The sequence below is a fragment of the Streptomyces sp. NPDC026377 genome (genome assembly GCF_055567715.1).
In genome coordinates, this window is record NZ_JBVHPV010000002.1 from 217,974 (window position 1) to 233,053 (window position 15,080).

Annotated in this window: 14 protein-coding genes; 10 read left to right on the plus strand and 4 right to left on the minus strand. The window is 74.4% G+C overall.

Going from position 1 to position 15,080, the window contains the following annotated elements:
* Positions 1-16: 16 nt before the first annotated feature.
* From ACZ4MU_RS05085 to ACZ4MU_RS05095, 3 genes are read left to right on the plus strand one after another with little or no spacing between them, the layout of a single operon-like run.
* The gene (locus ACZ4MU_RS05085; RefSeq protein WP_467871078.1) at positions 17-769 is read left to right on the plus strand and encodes a hypothetical protein; all 753 of its coding nucleotides are present in this window, start codon (positions 17-19) and stop codon (positions 767-769) included.
* Positions 766-2,142 carry an ATP-binding protein gene (locus tag ACZ4MU_RS05090; RefSeq protein ID WP_467871081.1) on the plus strand — a complete coding sequence of 459 codons (1,377 nt, stop codon included), beginning with the start codon at positions 766-768 and terminating at the stop codon, positions 2,140-2,142. The genes ACZ4MU_RS05085 and ACZ4MU_RS05090 overlap by 4 nt, the downstream gene beginning before the upstream one ends.
* A 59-nt stretch (positions 2,143-2,201) precedes the next feature.
* Positions 2,202-2,546, plus strand: a complete 345-nt coding sequence (locus ACZ4MU_RS05095) for an SH3 domain-containing protein (protein WP_467871084.1) — start codon at positions 2,202-2,204, stop codon at positions 2,544-2,546.
* 7 nt (positions 2,547-2,553) lie between these two features.
* Here ACZ4MU_RS05095 and ACZ4MU_RS05100 read toward each other — a convergent pair whose 3' ends face one another.
* Positions 2,554-2,859: an SHOCT domain-containing protein gene (locus ACZ4MU_RS05100; protein ID WP_467871087.1), complete on the minus strand. Its 306-nt coding sequence runs from the start codon at positions 2,857-2,859 to the stop codon at positions 2,554-2,556.
* Positions 2,860-2,862: 3 nt separating this feature from the next.
* A complete protein-coding gene (locus ACZ4MU_RS05105) occupies positions 2,863-3,297 on the minus strand; it encodes a DUF6325 family protein (RefSeq protein WP_467871089.1) in 435 nt (144 codons plus the stop codon).
* 97 nt (positions 3,298-3,394) lie between these two features.
* On the opposite strand from ACZ4MU_RS05105, the gene ACZ4MU_RS05110 reads away from it, so the two are divergent.
* Both ACZ4MU_RS05110 and ACZ4MU_RS05115 read left to right on the plus strand, forming a co-directional pair.
* Positions 3,395-4,771 carry an FtsW/RodA/SpoVE family cell cycle protein gene (locus tag ACZ4MU_RS05110; RefSeq protein WP_467871091.1) on the plus strand — a complete coding sequence of 459 codons (1,377 nt, stop codon included), beginning with the start codon at positions 3,395-3,397 and terminating at the stop codon, positions 4,769-4,771.
* Complete coding sequence (locus ACZ4MU_RS05115; protein WP_467871093.1) at positions 4,768-6,219, plus strand: penicillin-binding transpeptidase domain-containing protein; 1,452 nt, start codon at positions 4,768-4,770, stop codon at positions 6,217-6,219. The genes ACZ4MU_RS05110 and ACZ4MU_RS05115 overlap by 4 nt, the downstream gene beginning before the upstream one ends.
* Before the next feature lie 95 nt (positions 6,220-6,314).
* On the opposite strand, the gene ACZ4MU_RS05120 is transcribed toward ACZ4MU_RS05115, so the two are convergent.
* Positions 6,315-7,445, minus strand: coding sequence for a ferritin-like domain-containing protein (locus ACZ4MU_RS05120; protein WP_467871095.1), 1,131 nt, complete (start codon positions 7,443-7,445; stop codon positions 6,315-6,317).
* A 191-nt stretch (positions 7,446-7,636) separates the two neighbouring features.
* Between ACZ4MU_RS05120 and ACZ4MU_RS05125 the strand changes: the two genes are divergently transcribed.
* From ACZ4MU_RS05125 to ACZ4MU_RS05145, 5 genes are all read left to right on the plus strand, one after another.
* Positions 7,637-8,566: an AurF N-oxygenase family protein gene (locus ACZ4MU_RS05125; RefSeq protein WP_467871097.1), complete on the plus strand. Its 930-nt coding sequence runs from the start codon at positions 7,637-7,639 to the stop codon at positions 8,564-8,566.
* A gap of 81 nt (positions 8,567-8,647) precedes the next feature.
* On the plus strand, positions 8,648-9,373 hold the full coding sequence (locus tag ACZ4MU_RS05130) for a TetR/AcrR family transcriptional regulator (protein ID WP_467871099.1): 726 nt from the start codon (positions 8,648-8,650) through the stop codon (positions 9,371-9,373).
* Between the two features lie 39 nt (positions 9,374-9,412).
* Positions 9,413-9,682, plus strand: a complete 270-nt coding sequence (locus tag ACZ4MU_RS05135) for a hypothetical protein (protein WP_467871101.1) — start codon at positions 9,413-9,415, stop codon at positions 9,680-9,682.
* Between the two features lie 71 nt (positions 9,683-9,753).
* Positions 9,754-12,054 (plus strand): outer membrane protein assembly factor BamB family protein, encoded by a 2,301-nt coding sequence (locus ACZ4MU_RS05140; RefSeq protein ID WP_467871103.1) that lies wholly within the window; start codon positions 9,754-9,756, stop codon positions 12,052-12,054.
* 150 nt (positions 12,055-12,204) lie between these two features.
* Positions 12,205-13,332: a C40 family peptidase gene (locus ACZ4MU_RS05145; protein WP_467871106.1), complete on the plus strand. Its 1,128-nt coding sequence runs from the start codon at positions 12,205-12,207 to the stop codon at positions 13,330-13,332.
* Between the two features lie 484 nt (positions 13,333-13,816).
* Here the strand turns inward: ACZ4MU_RS05145 and ACZ4MU_RS05150 are convergent, their stop codons facing one another.
* Positions 13,817-15,052 (minus strand): styrene monooxygenase/indole monooxygenase family protein, encoded by a 1,236-nt coding sequence (locus ACZ4MU_RS05150; protein ID WP_467871108.1) that lies wholly within the window; start codon positions 15,050-15,052, stop codon positions 13,817-13,819.
* Positions 15,053-15,080 lie beyond the last annotated feature (28 nt).

Genomic DNA, 15,080 nt, shown 5'->3' on the forward strand with positions numbered 1-15,080 from the left:
GCACGACAGGAGCACCTTGACCCGCCACCGCCGCCCCCTCGGCGCAGCGCTCCCGCTGCTCGCCGCCGGCGCCGCAGCCCTGCTGCTCTCCGGCTGCGGCAACGCGGGCAGCCTGGAGGGCGCGGGCGCGACCCCCACGGCGGTCGGCCCGGTCCACCTCTGGCCGGACCTGCCCAAGCCCACGACGACGCCGCAGGACTACGGCGAGGGCCAGACGGAACGGGTGCCCGGCATCAGGGTCCCGGGCGGCGACGTCCGCGCCCTGGACCCGGTCGCGGTCGTCCAGGCGGAGGTGCGCGCCCACCCGGACCAGTACACCGGCGCCGACGGGCTCTACGAAGAAACGGTTCGTCAGCTCAACAGGTGCCGCCAGAAGCCGAAGGCCTGCCCGGTGCTGCGCGCGTACTACCGCGATCTGACCGGCGACGGCAGGGACGAGCTGATCCTCGGCATCAAGATGCCCGAGCAGCAGCTCGCGGTGCGCTGCTACATGCCCGACCGCGGCGCCCTGACCCGGATCATGTCCACCTCGGACCAGCTGATCGGCGTGGAGCTGGCCGGGCGGGACGTCATCCTGCACTCGGTCTCGGCGGGCATCCCTGGGTACGAGTACCGCACCGCGTGGTCGTGGGACGACCACCAGCGCGCGATGCTGCCCACCCGCGACGAGATCATCCGGGTCGAGCCGCAGCACTCCCCGGGGGCCCGCCCCAAGAGCCCGGACCCGTCCGCCGCCCGTTCGCCCCGCGCCACCGCGAGCGAGCGGTGAGGGGACTCCGGCTGCCGGCCTGGACGGCGACGCTCACCTGGAAGGCCGCGGTCTTCATCACCGTGATGTGCTGCGCGCTCGCGGCGCTGCTCGGTGTGCTCGTCCATGTCTCGGTGACCCGGCAGACGGTCGGCCAGGCCCGCGACAAGGCGCTGGACAAGCTGGAGGAGGTCTCGCGCGCGTACGAGGCGGGCGAGCCGCTGCCGCCGGGTTCGGGCCTGGACCCGCAGGACCTGCCCGCCTCCCTGCGCGCCCTCGCCCTCTCCGGCAGGCGCGGCACGGTCGTGGCCGACGACCGGGGCCGGCCCACCATGTGGGCGGCGGGTCCCGCCGACGGCCGGGCGATCGCCGCCTCGATCGACTACAGCCAGAGCGCCCGCACCATCACCGGCCTCGACCAGGCGATCCTCGGATCCTCGATCCTCGCGATCGGCGCCACCCTGCTGGTCGGCGTCTTCGGCGTCACCCGGGTCACCCGCCGGCTGCACCAGACGGCGACGGTGGCGCGCCGGATCGGCGCGGGCGACCTCGACGCCCGGGTCGACGACCCCCGGACGAAGAACCCCTCCCGGCCCCAGGACGAGGTGGCCACGGTGGCCGGGGCGCTGGACACCATGGCCGGGACGCTCCAGAACAAGCTGCTGAGCGAGCAGCGGTTCACCGCGGACGTGGCCCACGAGCTGCGCACCCCGCTGACCGGGCTGCACGCGGCGGCCGAACTGCTGCCCGAGGGGCGCCCCGCCGAGCTGGTACGGGACCGGGTGCGCGCGATGCGCTCGCTCACCGAGGACCTCCTGGAGATCTCCCGTCTGGAGGCGGGCAGCGAGCGCGTCGAGCTCGACCTGGAGCAACTGGGGCCGCTGGTGGAGCGCGTGGTGCGGATGGCGGGGACGGAGACGGACCTCACCGTGGTCCGGGACGCCTTCGTGGAGACCGACAAGCGCCGCCTGGAGCGGGTCCTGGCCAACCTCCTGGGCAACGCCCACAAGCACGGGGCGCCGCCGGTGGAGCTGACGGTGGACGGGCCGGTGGTGACGGTGCGGGACCACGGCGCCGGCTATCCCGCCTACCTCCTCGACCACGGCCCGCAGCGCTTCAGGACCGAGGGCGGCAACAAGGGGCACGGGCTCGGCCTGACCATCGCGGTCGGCCAGGCCGCGGTCCTCGGGGCTCGGCTGCGCTTCGGCAACGCCCCGGACGGCGGCGCGCTGGCGCGGCTGACCCTGCCGGAGTACGTGGACCCGGACGGCGGTCCGCCGGGCCCCGGGCACCCGGACGGGCAGGCGGGGACGGGTGGCGCGGGAGGGCCGCGTACCCCGTCCGGCGGTCCCCGCACCCCTGAGCGCTTTGCGGGCGGCAACGAGCGAACCTAACGTGAGCGGGGCGAGCCAAGGAGCCGCGGTGCGCGGCCCTCCCCTTTCCAGGAGGCACTGTGTCCCCATATAACCCGCTTGCCCTGCTCGGCCTGACCCTCGCCACCGGAGCGGCCGCCGTCCTCGCCGCCGCCGCTCCCGCCGCCGCCGGCGAATCCGCGCCCACCGCAGTCCACAAGGGCCGGGTGACCGCCTCGTCCGGCCTCTACCTGCGGGACAAGCCGACCCGCAGCAGCAGGGTGGTGGCGTTCGCGCCGTACGGGGCGATCGTCCACCTCTTCTGCAAGACCCGCGGCAGCAGCGTCCACGGCAACGGCGTCTGGTACCTGCTCCAGGACGGCACCTGGGCCTGGGGCTCGGCGTACTACATCGCCAACATCGGCTCGGCGCCCCGCTGGTGCTGAGCCCGGCTCACCGTCCGAGCAGGCGTGCCTTCGCGGCCGTGAACTCCTCGGAGGTGAGCACTCCCTGCTGGGCCAGCTCTCCCAGGCGGCTCAGCAGGTCCACCAGGGCGGCGGAATCGGGGGCGGGCGCACCGGGGCCGGGTGCGGACTCCCCCGAGCCGGGGCCGGACTCGCCGGGGTCAGGGGCGGGCGCACCCGAGCCGGGGGTGGCGCGCGCCGGGCGGGGGCCGCCCACCAGGAGTCCGCGCAGCAGCGGGGCGCCCGCCGGGCGCTCGACCGGTCGTACCGCCGCTCGGGCGGGGCGGATGAACATGGCTCAGCCTTCCTCTCGTACGGTCCCCGCCCGCGCGGCCGCGGCCGCCCTGACCTCCTCCAGGCGCTCCGGCGGGATGCGCACCGACCCGGCGACGTACCCGCCCGCGGCCCGCACCCCCCGGGCGGCCTCCTCGGCCCACAGGTGCTCGATCAGGACGACCAGGGCGCAACTGCCCGGGGCGAGCAGGGCCGCGGCCTCCTCGACGTCCTCCGGACCGATCAGCCGCTCCGCCCCCTGCCCGGCCAGCACCCCGGCCAGCTCCTCGAACGCGTCGAGCTCGGCGGCGGACACCTCGCCCGCGGCGGTCCTGGTGACGACCAGCGCGTCGACCATCCGTACCGCACGGGATCTGCGCACCCCCACGAGCGCGTCGACGGCCCGGACCCGCAGCCGCTCCTCGGGGAAGGCGAGGACGATGAACTCCACAGGCCCCATGGCCGTACTCCTCCGTGACGGTCCGTCAAAAGTCCCACTCCTCGGCACACTATGACATAAGGGGACAGAGGGGCCCCGGCTTGCTACGTTGCCCGACATGACCGCACCGACGGCGGCGGACGCGCCCCCGCCCGCCCCGCCCCCCGCCGGACGCCGGGGCGTCGAGCTCTCTCTGCTGGTCTGCGCCGTCCTCACCCCGGTCTACGGATACGCCGGCGTCGGCCTCGCCAGGAGCGGCGCCGTCCCGCCCGACGCGGTCCGCTACGGCGCGGGGCTCGGGCTGCTGGCCCTCCTCGCCCACCTCGCCGTGCGCTGGCGGGCCCCGTACGCCGACCCGCTGCTGCTCCCCATCGCGGTGCTGCTCAACGGGCTCGGGCTGGTCCTGATCTACCGCCTGGACCTGGAGACCCCGCACAGCACGGCCGTGTCCTCCCAGCTCGTCTGGTCGACGGTCGGCGTCGGGCTCTTCACCGCGGTCGTCCTCCTCCTGCGCGACCACCGCGTCCTGACGCGCTACGCCTATCTCTCGGCCGCCTCCGCGCTGGTGCTGATGGTGGCGCCGATCCCGTTCCCGGCGGTCAACGGCGCCAAGATCTGGGTGCGCCTGGGCGGACTCTCCTTCCAGCCGGGCGAGTTCGCCAAGATCCTCTTCGCGGTCTTCTTCGCCGGGTATCTCGCCGCCAACCGCCACGCGCTCGCGTACACCGGCCGCCGCATCCGGCGGCTCCAGCTGCCCACCGGCCGGGTGCTCGGCCCGATCGTGGCGATCTGGCTGCTCAGCGTGGTCGTCCTGGTCCTGGAGCGGGACCTGGGCACCTCGCTGCTCTTCTTCGGCCTCTTCGTGATCATGCTGTACGTGGCGACCGGCCGCACCGGCTGGATCGCGGTCGGGCTGCTGCTGGCGGCCGTCGGCGCGGCGGCCGTCGGCTCCCTGGAACCGCACGTCCACAGCCGGGTGCAGGACTGGCTCCACCCCTTCGCCTCCATCGAGGCCGGACAGGGCCCCGGCCAGCTCGCCCAGTCGCTCTTCGCCTTCGCGGCGGGCGGGATGCTCGGCACGGGCCTGGGCGCCGGGCACTCCGTCCTGATCGGGTTCGCCGCGAAGTCCGACTTCATCCTGGCGACGGCGGGCGAGGAGCTGGGCCTGGCCGGGCTGTCGGCGGTGTTCCTGCTGTACGGGCTGCTCGTCGCCCGGGGCTACCGGGCCGCGCTGACCCTGAGCGACCCGTTCGGGCGGTTGCTCGCGGTCGGGCTCGCCTCGATCCTCGCCCTCCAGGTCTTCGTGATCGCGGGCGGGGTGACGGGGCTGATCCCGCTCACCGGCATGGCGATGCCGTTCCTGGCCCAGGGCGGCTCCTCGGTCGTCACCAACTGGGTGATCGTGGCGCTCCTCATCCGGGTCAGCGACCGCGCCCGCACCCCGCGCCCGGCCGCCGCCGGTGCGCCCGCCCCCGTCCGGACGGGAAGCCGATGACCGGCCACATCCGGCGGGCCGCCGCCTGCTGCCTGGTCCTGCTGGTGGCGCTGCTGGTGAACGCGGCCCGCGTCCAGGTCTTCCAGGCCGATACGCTCGACGCCGATCCCGCCAACCGCCGTGTCCCGATGGCCCGTTACGGCCAGCCGCGCGGGAACGTCCTGGTGGACGGCGACGCGGTCACCGGTTCCAAGGACACCCGCCAGCCGCTGCGCTACGAGCGCACGTACACCGACGGGCCGCTGTACGCGCCGGTCACCGGATACTCCTCGCAGATGTACGGCACGACGCTCGTCGAGGCAGCCGAGGACCCGGTGCTCTCCGGCACCTCCCCGCTGCTCCGGCCGCTGTGGGGCGGCCTCACCCGCAAGCGGCCGGCGGGCGGGCACGCGGTCACCACCATCAGGGCCGCCGTGCAGCGGGCCGCCTTCCAGGGGCTGGCGGGCCGGCGTGGCGCGGTCGCGGCCGTGGAGCCGGCCACCGGCCGGATCCTCGCGCTGGTCAGCAGTCCCAGTTACGACCCGGGGCGGCTGTCGGGGACCGGGCGGGCGGTCAGGAGCGCCTGGGCCGCGCTGAACGCCGACCCCGGCCGGCCGATGCTCAACCGGGCGATCCGGCAGACCTATCCGCCCGGCTCCGCCTTCAAGATCGTGACGGCCGCGGCGGCGCTGGACGCGGGCGCCGTCACCGACGTGGACGCCCCGACCACCACGCCCGACCCCTACGTCCTGCCCGGCACCAGCACCACCCTGCCCAACGAGGCCGAGGGGTGCGGCCGGGCCTCGCTCGCGTACGCCGTGCTGGTCTCCTGCAACACGGTGATGGCGCATCTGGGGGTGAAGGTGGGGCTGGCGGGGATGCTGGAGGCGGTGGGGCGGTTCGGCTTCAACGACACCGGGCTGCGGATCCCCTCGCCGGTGGCCGCGTCCAACTTCGACCGGAAGATGGGCCCGGACCAGCTGGCGCTCTCCTCCATCGGCCAGTTCGACACCACGGCGACACCGCTCCAGATGGCGATGGTCGCGGCGGCGGTGGCCAACGGCGGGGAGCTCCGGCGCCCCTACCTGGTGGAGCGGACGACGACCGCGCGCGGCACCCCGGTCGCCCTGAACGGCCCGCGCGTCCACCGCCAGGCGATGACCCCGGCCACCGCCCTGCGGCTCCAGCAGCTGATGGTGGACGTGGTGGAGAAGGGCACCGGCACCAACGCGGCGATCCCCGGCGCGCGGGTGGGCGGCAAGACCGGCACCGCGCAGAACGGCGTGGGCAACCGGGGCCACCCGTACGCCTGGTTCATCTCCTGGGCGCGGGCCCACGACGCGGCCCAGCCGGCGGTGGCGGTGGCCGTGGTGGTCGAGGACGCGGAGGCCGACCGCGCGGACATCAGCGGCGGCGGGGACGCGGCGCCGGTCGCGAAGGCGGTGATGGAGGCGGCGCTGACCGGATGAGCGCCGCCTCCCCCGAAGCGTCCACCCGGGGTCCGCCAAGACGTCCACCGCTCCCGCGAGGCGTCCGCCGGGTCCCCGCCAGGGGCGGGCGCGGGTCAGCCCGTGGCGCCGCCCTGGGCGATCGCCTCCTCGACCTCGGCGACCCGCGCCATCTCCTCCCGGCCGAACCGCTCGGCGTCCAGGCGTTCGGCGATCTCCTCGTCCTCGGCCATCAGCAGGTCGAGGTTGGAGTCGCCCATCTCCAGCACGCCCATGTCCACGTACGCCTGCTGGAGGCGCTTGCCCCACAGGCCGATGTCCTTGACGCAGGGGACGATGCGGCTGAAGAGAAGCCTGCGGAACAGGTGCAGGAACTCGTTCTGCTCCGAGAACCGCTCGGCCTCCGCCTTGGGGATGCCGAAGTTCTCCAGGACCTCGACCCCGCGCAGCCGGTCGCGCATCAGATAGCAGCCCTCGATGACGAACTCCTCGCGCTCGCGCAGCTCCGCGTCGCCGAGCTGCCGGTAGTAGTCGCGCAGGGCCATCCGTCCGAACGCCACGTGGCGGGCCTCGTCCTGCATCACGTACGCCAGGATCTGCTTGGGCAGCGGCTTGTCGGTGGTGTCGCGGAGCATGCCGAACGCGGCGAGCGCGAGGCCCTCGATCAGGACCTGCATCCCGAGGTAGGGCATGTCCCAGCGGGAGTCGCGCAAGGTGTCGCCGAGCAGGCCCTGGAGGTTGTCGTTGACCGGGTAGAGCATCCCGATCTTCTCGTGCAGGAACCGGCCGTAGATCTCGGCGTGCCGGGCCTCGTCCATGGTCTGGGTGGCGGAGTAGAACTTGGCGTCCAGATCCGGTACCGACTCCACGATCCTGGCCGCGCACACCATCGCGCCCTGCTCGCCGTGGAGGAACTGGCTGAACTGCCAGGAGGTGTAGTGCCGGCGCAGCTCGCCCTTGTCCTTGTCGGTCAGCTTGGACCAGTAGCGGGTGCCGTAGAGGGTCATCGCCTCGTCGGGGGTGCCCAGCGGGTCGTACGGATCGACCTCGATGTCCCAGTCGATGCGCTTGGCGCCGTCCCACTGCTTGTCCTTGCCCTTCTGGTACAGGGCGAGGAGGCGCTCGCGGCCGGCGCCGTTTTCCTGGCCGGGGTACATGGCCTCCCAGCTGAAGCGGGCCGCCCCCGAGGCGGGGACCTCCCAGAGGGGGTCCTGCGGGCCGTTCACATACAGGTCGTGCGTCGACACGTGCGGCTCCTTCGCGTCGCGGGTTTCCCTGACCGACCGTTACACGCGGGTCCACGGGCAGGCTCACACGGTGGTAGACGCCGGGTCAACAAGTCGGCCCCAAGGGATTGACGAGCTTGCTGACAGGCAGTCTCATAAGAGTTGACCGCCGGTAACCCCCTTCGAGGCCGACTCACCGAGGTGCCCCAGCCATGACGACCGTGACGACAAGCGAAGTGCTCCGCGACGCGCTCGGACTGCTCCGGGACCGCGAGGAGGTCGCCGAGCGGCTCCTCGCCTCGTCCGCCAAGCACTCCTTCGACCCCGACAAGGAACTCGACTGGAGTGCGCCGTTCGAGGACGGCAAGTGGTTCTGGCCGCCGGAGCTGCTCTCCCTCTACGACACCCCGATCTGGCGGAAGATGTCCGAGGAGCAGCGCCAGGAGCTCTCCCGCCACGAGGCCGCCTCGCTCGGCTCGCTCGGCATCTGGTTCGAGATCATCCTGATGCAGCTCCTGGTGCGCCACATCTACGACAAGCCGGTGACCAGCAACCACGTCCGCTACGCCCTCACCGAGATAGCCGACGAGTGCCGGCACTCGATGATGTTCGCGCGCATGATCCAGAAGAGCGGGTCGCCCACCTACCCGGTCCCCCGGCTCTACCACAACCTCGCGCGCGTCCTGAAGACCGTCTCCACCACCCCCGGCTCCTTCGCGGCCACCCTGCTCGGCGAGGAGATCCTCGACTGGATGCAGCGGCTGACCTTCCCGGACGAGCGGGTGCAGAGCCTGATGCGCGGGGTGACCCGGATCCACGTGGTGGAGGAGGCCCGCCATGTCCGGTACGCCCGCGAGGAGCTGCGGCGCCAGATGGTCACCGCGCCCGCCTGGGAGCGGGAGCTGACCCGGGTGAGCTGCGGCGAGGCGGCCCGCGTCTTCTCCACCTGCTTCGTCAACCCCCAGGTGTACGAGAACGTCGGCCTGGACCGCCGCGAGGCCGTCGCCCAGGTGAGGGCGAGCGGGCACCGGCGCGAGGTCATGCAGAACGGCGCCAGGCGGCTCACCGACTTCCTCGACGACATCGGTGTGCTGCGCGGGGTCGGCCGCCGGCTGTGGCAGAGCTCGGGCCTGCTGGCCTGAGCGGCCCGGATGCCCTTCGCTCCCGGCCAACCGCGCGCGAGCACCGGCGTCAAGCCGGGACACGGGGATTACGCTGCCCGTATGACCTCACCGGCCGCCACCCCCGCGTACCGCAGGCTCAGCGTCGAGGAGCGCCGTACCCAGCTCCTCGGCGCCGCGCTCACGCTCTTCGCGCACCGGGCCCCGGAGGACGTCTCGCTCGACGACGTCGCCGAGGCCGCCGGGGTCTCGCGCCCGCTGGTCTACCGGTACTTCCCCGGTGGCAAGCAGCAGCTGTACGAGGCGGCGCTGCGCTCGGCCGCCGACGAGCTCGAACTCTGCTTCGCCCAGGCCCAGAGCGGCCCGCTCACCCGGCGCCTGGCCCACGCCCTCGACCGCTATCTGGCCTTCGTCGACGAGCACGACGCCGGGTTCTCCGCGCTGCTCCAGGGCGGCAGCGTCGCCGAGACCTCACGGACCACCGCGATCGTGGACGAGGTGCGCCGGGCCGCCGCCGAGCAGATCCTCCTCCACCTGGGGGTGGAGAATCCGGGTGCGCGGCTGCGGATGATGGTGCGCACCTGGATAGCGGCGGTCGAGGCCGCCTCCCTCATCTGGCTCGACGAGGAGAAGCAGCCGCCGCTCGTGGAGCTGCGCGACTGGCTGGTGGACCATCTGGTGGCCCTGCTCACCGTGACCGCCGCCACCGACCCCCAGGCCGCCACCGTCGTCCGGGCGGCCCTCGCCCTGGAGTCGGGCGACGGCGCGGCCGGAGTGCTGGCCCGCCGGGTGATCCCCGTCCTCTCCGACGCCACCCACCTGCTCTGACGCGCGCGGCGCGGGCCGTGCGGGTGTGACACTTGAGGCGTGCAGAGCGAGAACACCCTCTTTGTGGGCGGCCCCCTGGACGGGCGCGTGCTGCCCGTCCTGCTCGGCCCCACCGGCAAGCCGCCCCAGTGGTACGAGATCCCGGTCCCGGACGGCGGCGACGGACCGCCGGCCGTCCACGCGTACCGGCTCGAACCCGCCGGGCACAGCCGGCGGCTCGGGCTGCCGCGCGGCTGGAAGTACACCTACGTTCCCGAGGGGCGCGAGCCGCGCCGCTGGCCCTGGAGCAGGCCCAAGCCCCGCGCCTAGGGCGTGCTCACGGTGTCCGTGGGGCGCGATAGGCTCGCTGGTCCACGCCGTGCCGCAGGGGGAGTTGAACCATGGAGGCGCTGACCGCCGAGGAACCGCGCGAGCTCGGTCCGTACCGGATGCGGGCCAGACTGCGCGAGACCGGCACCGCCCGGGTCTACCTCGCCCACGGGGCGGACGGACGCGGGGTCTGCGTCACCGCCGCCCGCCCGGACCTGGCCGCGCTGCCCGCCTTCCGCAGCCGCTTCCGCGCCGAGGCGCGGGCCGCCGAACGGCTCGCCGGACCCTGGGTGCCGCCGGTCCTCGCGACCGGCCCCGAGGAGTGGCTGCCGTGGCTGGCCACCCCGTTCACCGCCGCGCTCACCCTCGCGGAGGCGGTGGCGCTCGCCGGACCGCTGCCCGAACCGGCCGTGCGCACCCTGGGCGCGGCGCTGGCCGCCACCCTGGAGCGGGCGCACGCGGTGACCGGCGAGGCCTTCCAGGGCCTGGGCCCGGACGTCGTGCTGCTCACCGCCGAGGGACCGCTGGTCACCGCCTTCGGCGTGCTCGGCGGCGCCAGTGCGGCGAGCGCCGGGGAGGGCGGCAGGCTCGGGGTCACGGTCGGCTATCTGACGCCGGAGCAGGTTGCCGGGGAGCAGCCGGGCCCGGCGGCCGACGTCTTCATGCTGGGCATGCTTCTCGCGTACGCGGCGGGGGGCGCGGGGCCGTTCGACTCCGGCCCCGCCGACGCGGCCGCCCACCGCATCGCACACGCCGTCCCCGACCTCACGCCGGTCCCGGCCGCCCTGCGCCCGCTGCTCGGGCGCTGTCTGGCCAAGGCGCCCGGGGCGCGTCCGGCCCCGGCCGAGGTGGCCGCCGAGCTCGCCCCCGGCGGGGCCGCCCCGCTGCCGGGCGCCGGGTGGCTGCCCCCGCGTCTGACCGCCGCGATCGCCGAACGGGCCGCGCAGGCCGGCGAGTTGCCCGGTCCGGTGGTCGCGGACCGGGTGCCGCCCGCCGTCGTACCGCCGCTGCCCGCCCCCGGGGCCGACGGCCACCCGGCCGCTCCCCCGCAGCCGCCCGCCCGGGCCCCGCAGCCCCTGCCCGCGCCCGCACCGCCGGAGCGGGCCACGGCGGCGGCCGGGACCGCCGGGGGCGTCCTGTCCCGGCTCACCGGCGACCGGCGCTCGCTGCTGACGGCCGGGCTCGCGGCGGCGGCCGGCCTCGCGGTCGGCGCGGCCGGGGTGCTGGCCTTCGACGGCGACGGCACGGACACCGAGGTCCCCGCCGCCGACAGCAAGCCCGCCGCCCTCCCGAAGCCGGTGCCCGGGGCTCCCCCGGCCGCCCGCTGGGGATACGCGGTGCCGGGCGGCAAGCTCCTGGGCACCCCGCTCGTGCAGGGCGCGGTCCTGGTCGTGCCGGGTACCGCGCTCACCGGCGTCGACCTGCGCACCGGCCGCCAGCTGTGGCACCGCCCCGAACTGGCCGGTGTCGCCCAGCTCCAGCCGGCGGGCGCGGACCCGGCGGTGGCGTTCGGCGTCGGCCCCACCGAGTTCACCTGGTTCGCGGTGGCGGACGGCGCGGTCCGCCAGAAGGTGGCGTACGCCCGGCTCGCGCCCGGCATGGGCACCCCCGAGGTGCGCGCGCACGACGGCACGACGCTCTGGTTCACCGCCACGGCCGGCAGGGACACCGCGCTCTACGCGTACGACATCGCCACCCGCACCACGCTGTGGCGGCGCCCGCTGGGCCGGGGCGAGACGTTCGCGTGGGCGGAGGTGGTCGGCGGCCGGCTGATCGCGCGACGCCCGGCGGCGAGCCCGCCCAAGGGTGCCAAGCAGGTGCTCGCGGAGTTCTTCGCGGTCGACCCGAAGACGGGCAAGGACCTGTGGTCGCGGTCGTACGGCACGGTGCTGCCCACCGACACGGCGGTGCTCTCGCCCGACGGCGTACTGCTCACCACGGCCGGCGGCGGCCTCCAGGCGTTCGACCTGGAGACGGGGAAGCAGCGCTGGCAGCGTGCCAGGGGCACGACGCTCTACGGAACGCCCCTGCTGGACAAGGGAGTCGTCTACGCGCCCGACAACGGCACGAGGGTCGCCGCCGTCGCGGCGGCGGACGGCCGGGAGGTGTGGGTCGGGTCCACGGACCTGGCACCCGCCGGTGCGGTGGAGACCCGCGCGGTGGCGAGCGCCTCCGGCCGTACGGTCCTGGCACTCGACCCGTTCCAGGTGACCGCGCTGGACGCGGCGAGCGGCGAACGGCTGTGGAAGTTCCAGGACGCGGGCACCAGGGAGCAGTCGGCGGACCGGGGAGGCTACCGGGCGGTGGCGGCGGGCGCGGACACGGCGGTGGTGTGGCACGGGGCGACGCTGTACGCGCTGCCGGTGCGGTAGCCGTCTGCCACAGCCGTATCCGTCGACCGCCGCTGTCGGCAAGTGTCCGCGCCGGGGTACGGCCGGACGGGGGAGTTATTCGCATCATTCGCCCGGCTCGACGCGCACCGCCCCGGATCAACGTGCCACCATCCGACCGGAGGTGAGCACGTGTCAATGAGATCCCTGCGTACGGTGTGCACGGCGGCGGCCGTCACGGCGGCGCTCGTGTCCGCGGTCCCCACGGCGCAGGCCGCACCCACGCCGCCCCGGAGCCCGGTGGCCGGTCTGCTGACGCAGTTGCAGACGCTGTACCGGCAGGCCGAGGAGGCGTCCGAGACGTACAACGCGGCCGAGGAGCGGCTCAGACTGCGCGCGGCGGACGAGAAGAAGGTGGCGGCCGGGCTGACGCGGGCGCGGACCGCCCTGGCCCACGCCCGCGAGGCGGCGGGGCGGCTGGCCCGGGAGCAGTACCAGGGCCGCAGCGACCTCTCCACGTACATGCGGCTGCTGCTGGCGCGCGATCCGCAGGGGGCCCTCGACCAGGGCCATCTGATGCGGCGCGCCACGGACGAGCACCGTGTCTCGCTGGCGCGGCTGGCGCGCACGGAGAAGCAGGCGGACGCGCTGGCCCGCGAGGCGCGCAAGGCGCTGGACGAGCAGGCGGCGCTGGCCGCGCGCCAGCGGCAGGCGCGGGACGAGGTGCGGGCGCGGCTGAAGGACGTGGAGGGCCTGCTGGCGTCGCTGAGCGAGGAGGAGCTGGCCGAGCTCGCCGCGCTGGAGCGGGAGGGCACGGCGAAGGCGCAGCGGGACCTGCTGCCGACGGGGGCGCTGAGCGGGGTGCGGGCGCCGTCTCCGGAGGGGGAGGAGGCGGTGCGGTACGCGGTGGGGCAGGTGGGCAAGCCGTATGTGTGGGGGGCGGAGGGGCCGTCCTCGTACGACTGCTCCGGTCTGACCTCGCAGGCGTGGGCGCACGCGGGGCGTGCGATCCCGCGCACCTCGCAGGAGCAGTGGGCGTCGCTGCGGCGGGTGCCGCTGCGGGCGCTGCGGCCCGGGGACCTGGTGGTGTACTACCCCGGGGCGACGCATGTGGCGCTGTACGTGGGGGACGGGATGGTGGTGCAGGCGCCTCGGCCCGGGGCGCGGGTGAAGGTGTCGCCGATCGCGTCGAACCCTCTGCTGGGGGCGGTGCGGCCGGATCCTGGGGTGGGGGGTGTGCGGGGGTACCGGCCCCTGCGGGTGTCTTTGGGGGAGGGGACGGACGAGGGGTACGGGGAGGACACTCCTCCGGAGGAGTAGCCCCCACCCCGCCCCTTCCCCAAACCCTCCGGGGGTGGGGGCCGGGGGGCAGGTGTTTCCTCCGCGGGCCGGTGGTGGGGGCTGGACGGGACCGGTTCTTCCTCCGCGGGCCGGTGGTGGGCTGGTCGCGCAGTTCCCCGCGCCCCTGAAAACCTCGGCTACGCCCTCGCGTTCCCCCGCAGCCCACAAGGGGCGCGGGGAACTGCGCGACCGGCCACAGACAACCCGCAGACACACACCGGCCCGACAAGGGGCGCGGGGAACTGCGCGACCAGCCCACCGCCGGGCCGCAGACAAACACCGACCCCACAAGGGGCGCGGGGAACTGCGCGACCAGCCCACCGCCGGGCCGCAGACAAACACCGACCCCACAAGGGGCGCGGGGAACTGCGCGAGCGACCCACCGCCGGGCCGCAGACACACACCAGGCCCGGTAGGGGCGCGGGCAACACCATCCACCCGCACCCACCCCCGGGCAGCACCCCTACGCCCCCGACACCTCCGCCAGGTACGCCCCCGCCTTCCCCTCCTCGAAGAAGAAGTTCTCGAAGTCCGACGGGTCGTCGAAGCCGTTCGCGAAGCGGTCGGCCACGGGCTGGAGTTCGGACGCCGCGCCGATGAGCTGGAGGACGTGCTCCGGCGGCACCCCCAGCATCGCGTTCGTCCACTTCACCACATGCCGAGCGGTCGCCCAGTACCGCTCGAACGTCTCCCGCATCCACGCCTCGTCGAACGCCTCCTCCCCCCGCTCCACGATGGACGCGAGGTAGGACGCGGCGCACTTGGACGCCGAGTTGGAGCCCTGACCGGTGATGGGGTCGTTGGCGACGACCACGTCGGCCACGCCCAGGACCAGGCCGCCGCCGGGCAGCCTGCCGACGGGGTTGCGCACGGTCGGGGCGTACCGTCCCGCCAGCGTGCCCCCGGCGTCGGTCAGTTCGACCTTCGTCGCCCGCGCGTACTCCCACGGGGTGAAGCGTTCCATCAGCTCCAGCGTCAGCGAGAGGTGCTCACCCGGGTCCGTGACCCCCTGGAAGACGTCCAGCGGACCGCCGGGGATGCCCTCCCAGAAGAGGATGTCGGCGCGGCCGGACGTGGTCAGCGTCGGCATCACGAAGAGCTCGCCCACCCCGGGCACCAGGTTGCACCGGACCGCGTCGAAGTCGGGGTGCTCGGGGCGCGGGCCGAGCCCGTGCACATAGCTGACCGCCAGCGCCCGCTGCGGCTCGGTGAACGGCGAGCGCGAGGCGTCGCGGCCGAACATCGACACCAGCTCGCCCTTGCCCGCCGACACCAGCACCAGGTCATAGGTACGGGCGAAGAAGTCCAGGTCGGAGACGGCCGCTCCGTGGATCACCAGCTGGCCGCCGCGCTGCGCGAACGTCTCCATCCAGCCCGCCATCTTGACCCGCTGATCGACCGACTGCGCGTAGCCGTCGAGGCGGCCGACCCAGTCGATCGGCCGGGAGGCGTCGGGGGCGGCCACCGAGACGCCGAGGCCCTCGATGCGCGGGGCCTGGGACTCCCAGAAGTTCAGGCCGAGGTCCCGCTCGTGCTGGAGCGCCGTGTGGAACATGCACTGCGTCGACATGACCCGCCCGGAACGGATCTCGTCGGCCGTGCGGTTGGACATCAGGGTGACCTCGTACCCCTTCGACTGGAGTCCGAGGGCCAGCTGGAGTCCGGACTGGCCGGCCCCGACTATCAGGATTCTCCGCATGCGAATGTGCTCCGATACTCAGCAGATA

What these genes read in the sequence shown, in the direction of transcription:
- ACZ4MU_RS05100 (WP_467871087.1), bottom strand. Translation starts at nt 2,859, where the DNA reads ATGTTCATCCGCCCCGCCCGAGCGGCGGTACGACCGGTCGAGCGCCCG.
- ACZ4MU_RS05105 (WP_467871089.1), bottom strand. Translation starts at nt 3,297, where the DNA reads ATGGGGCCTGTGGAGTTCATCGTCCTCGCCTTCCCCGAGGAGCGGCTG.
- ACZ4MU_RS05110 (WP_467871091.1), top strand. Translation starts at nt 3,395, where the DNA reads ATGACCGCACCGACGGCGGCGGACGCGCCCCCGCCCGCCCCGCCCCCC.
- ACZ4MU_RS05115 (WP_467871093.1), top strand. Translation starts at nt 4,768, where the DNA reads ATGACCGGCCACATCCGGCGGGCCGCCGCCTGCTGCCTGGTCCTGCTG.
- ACZ4MU_RS05125 (WP_467871097.1), top strand. Translation starts at nt 7,637, where the DNA reads ATGACGACCGTGACGACAAGCGAAGTGCTCCGCGACGCGCTCGGACTG.
- ACZ4MU_RS05130 (WP_467871099.1), top strand. Translation starts at nt 8,648, where the DNA reads ATGACCTCACCGGCCGCCACCCCCGCGTACCGCAGGCTCAGCGTCGAG.
- ACZ4MU_RS05140 (WP_467871103.1), top strand. Translation starts at nt 9,754, where the DNA reads ATGGAGGCGCTGACCGCCGAGGAACCGCGCGAGCTCGGTCCGTACCGG.
- ACZ4MU_RS05150 (WP_467871108.1), bottom strand. Translation starts at nt 15,052, where the DNA reads ATGCGGAGAATCCTGATAGTCGGGGCCGGCCAGTCCGGACTCCAGCTG.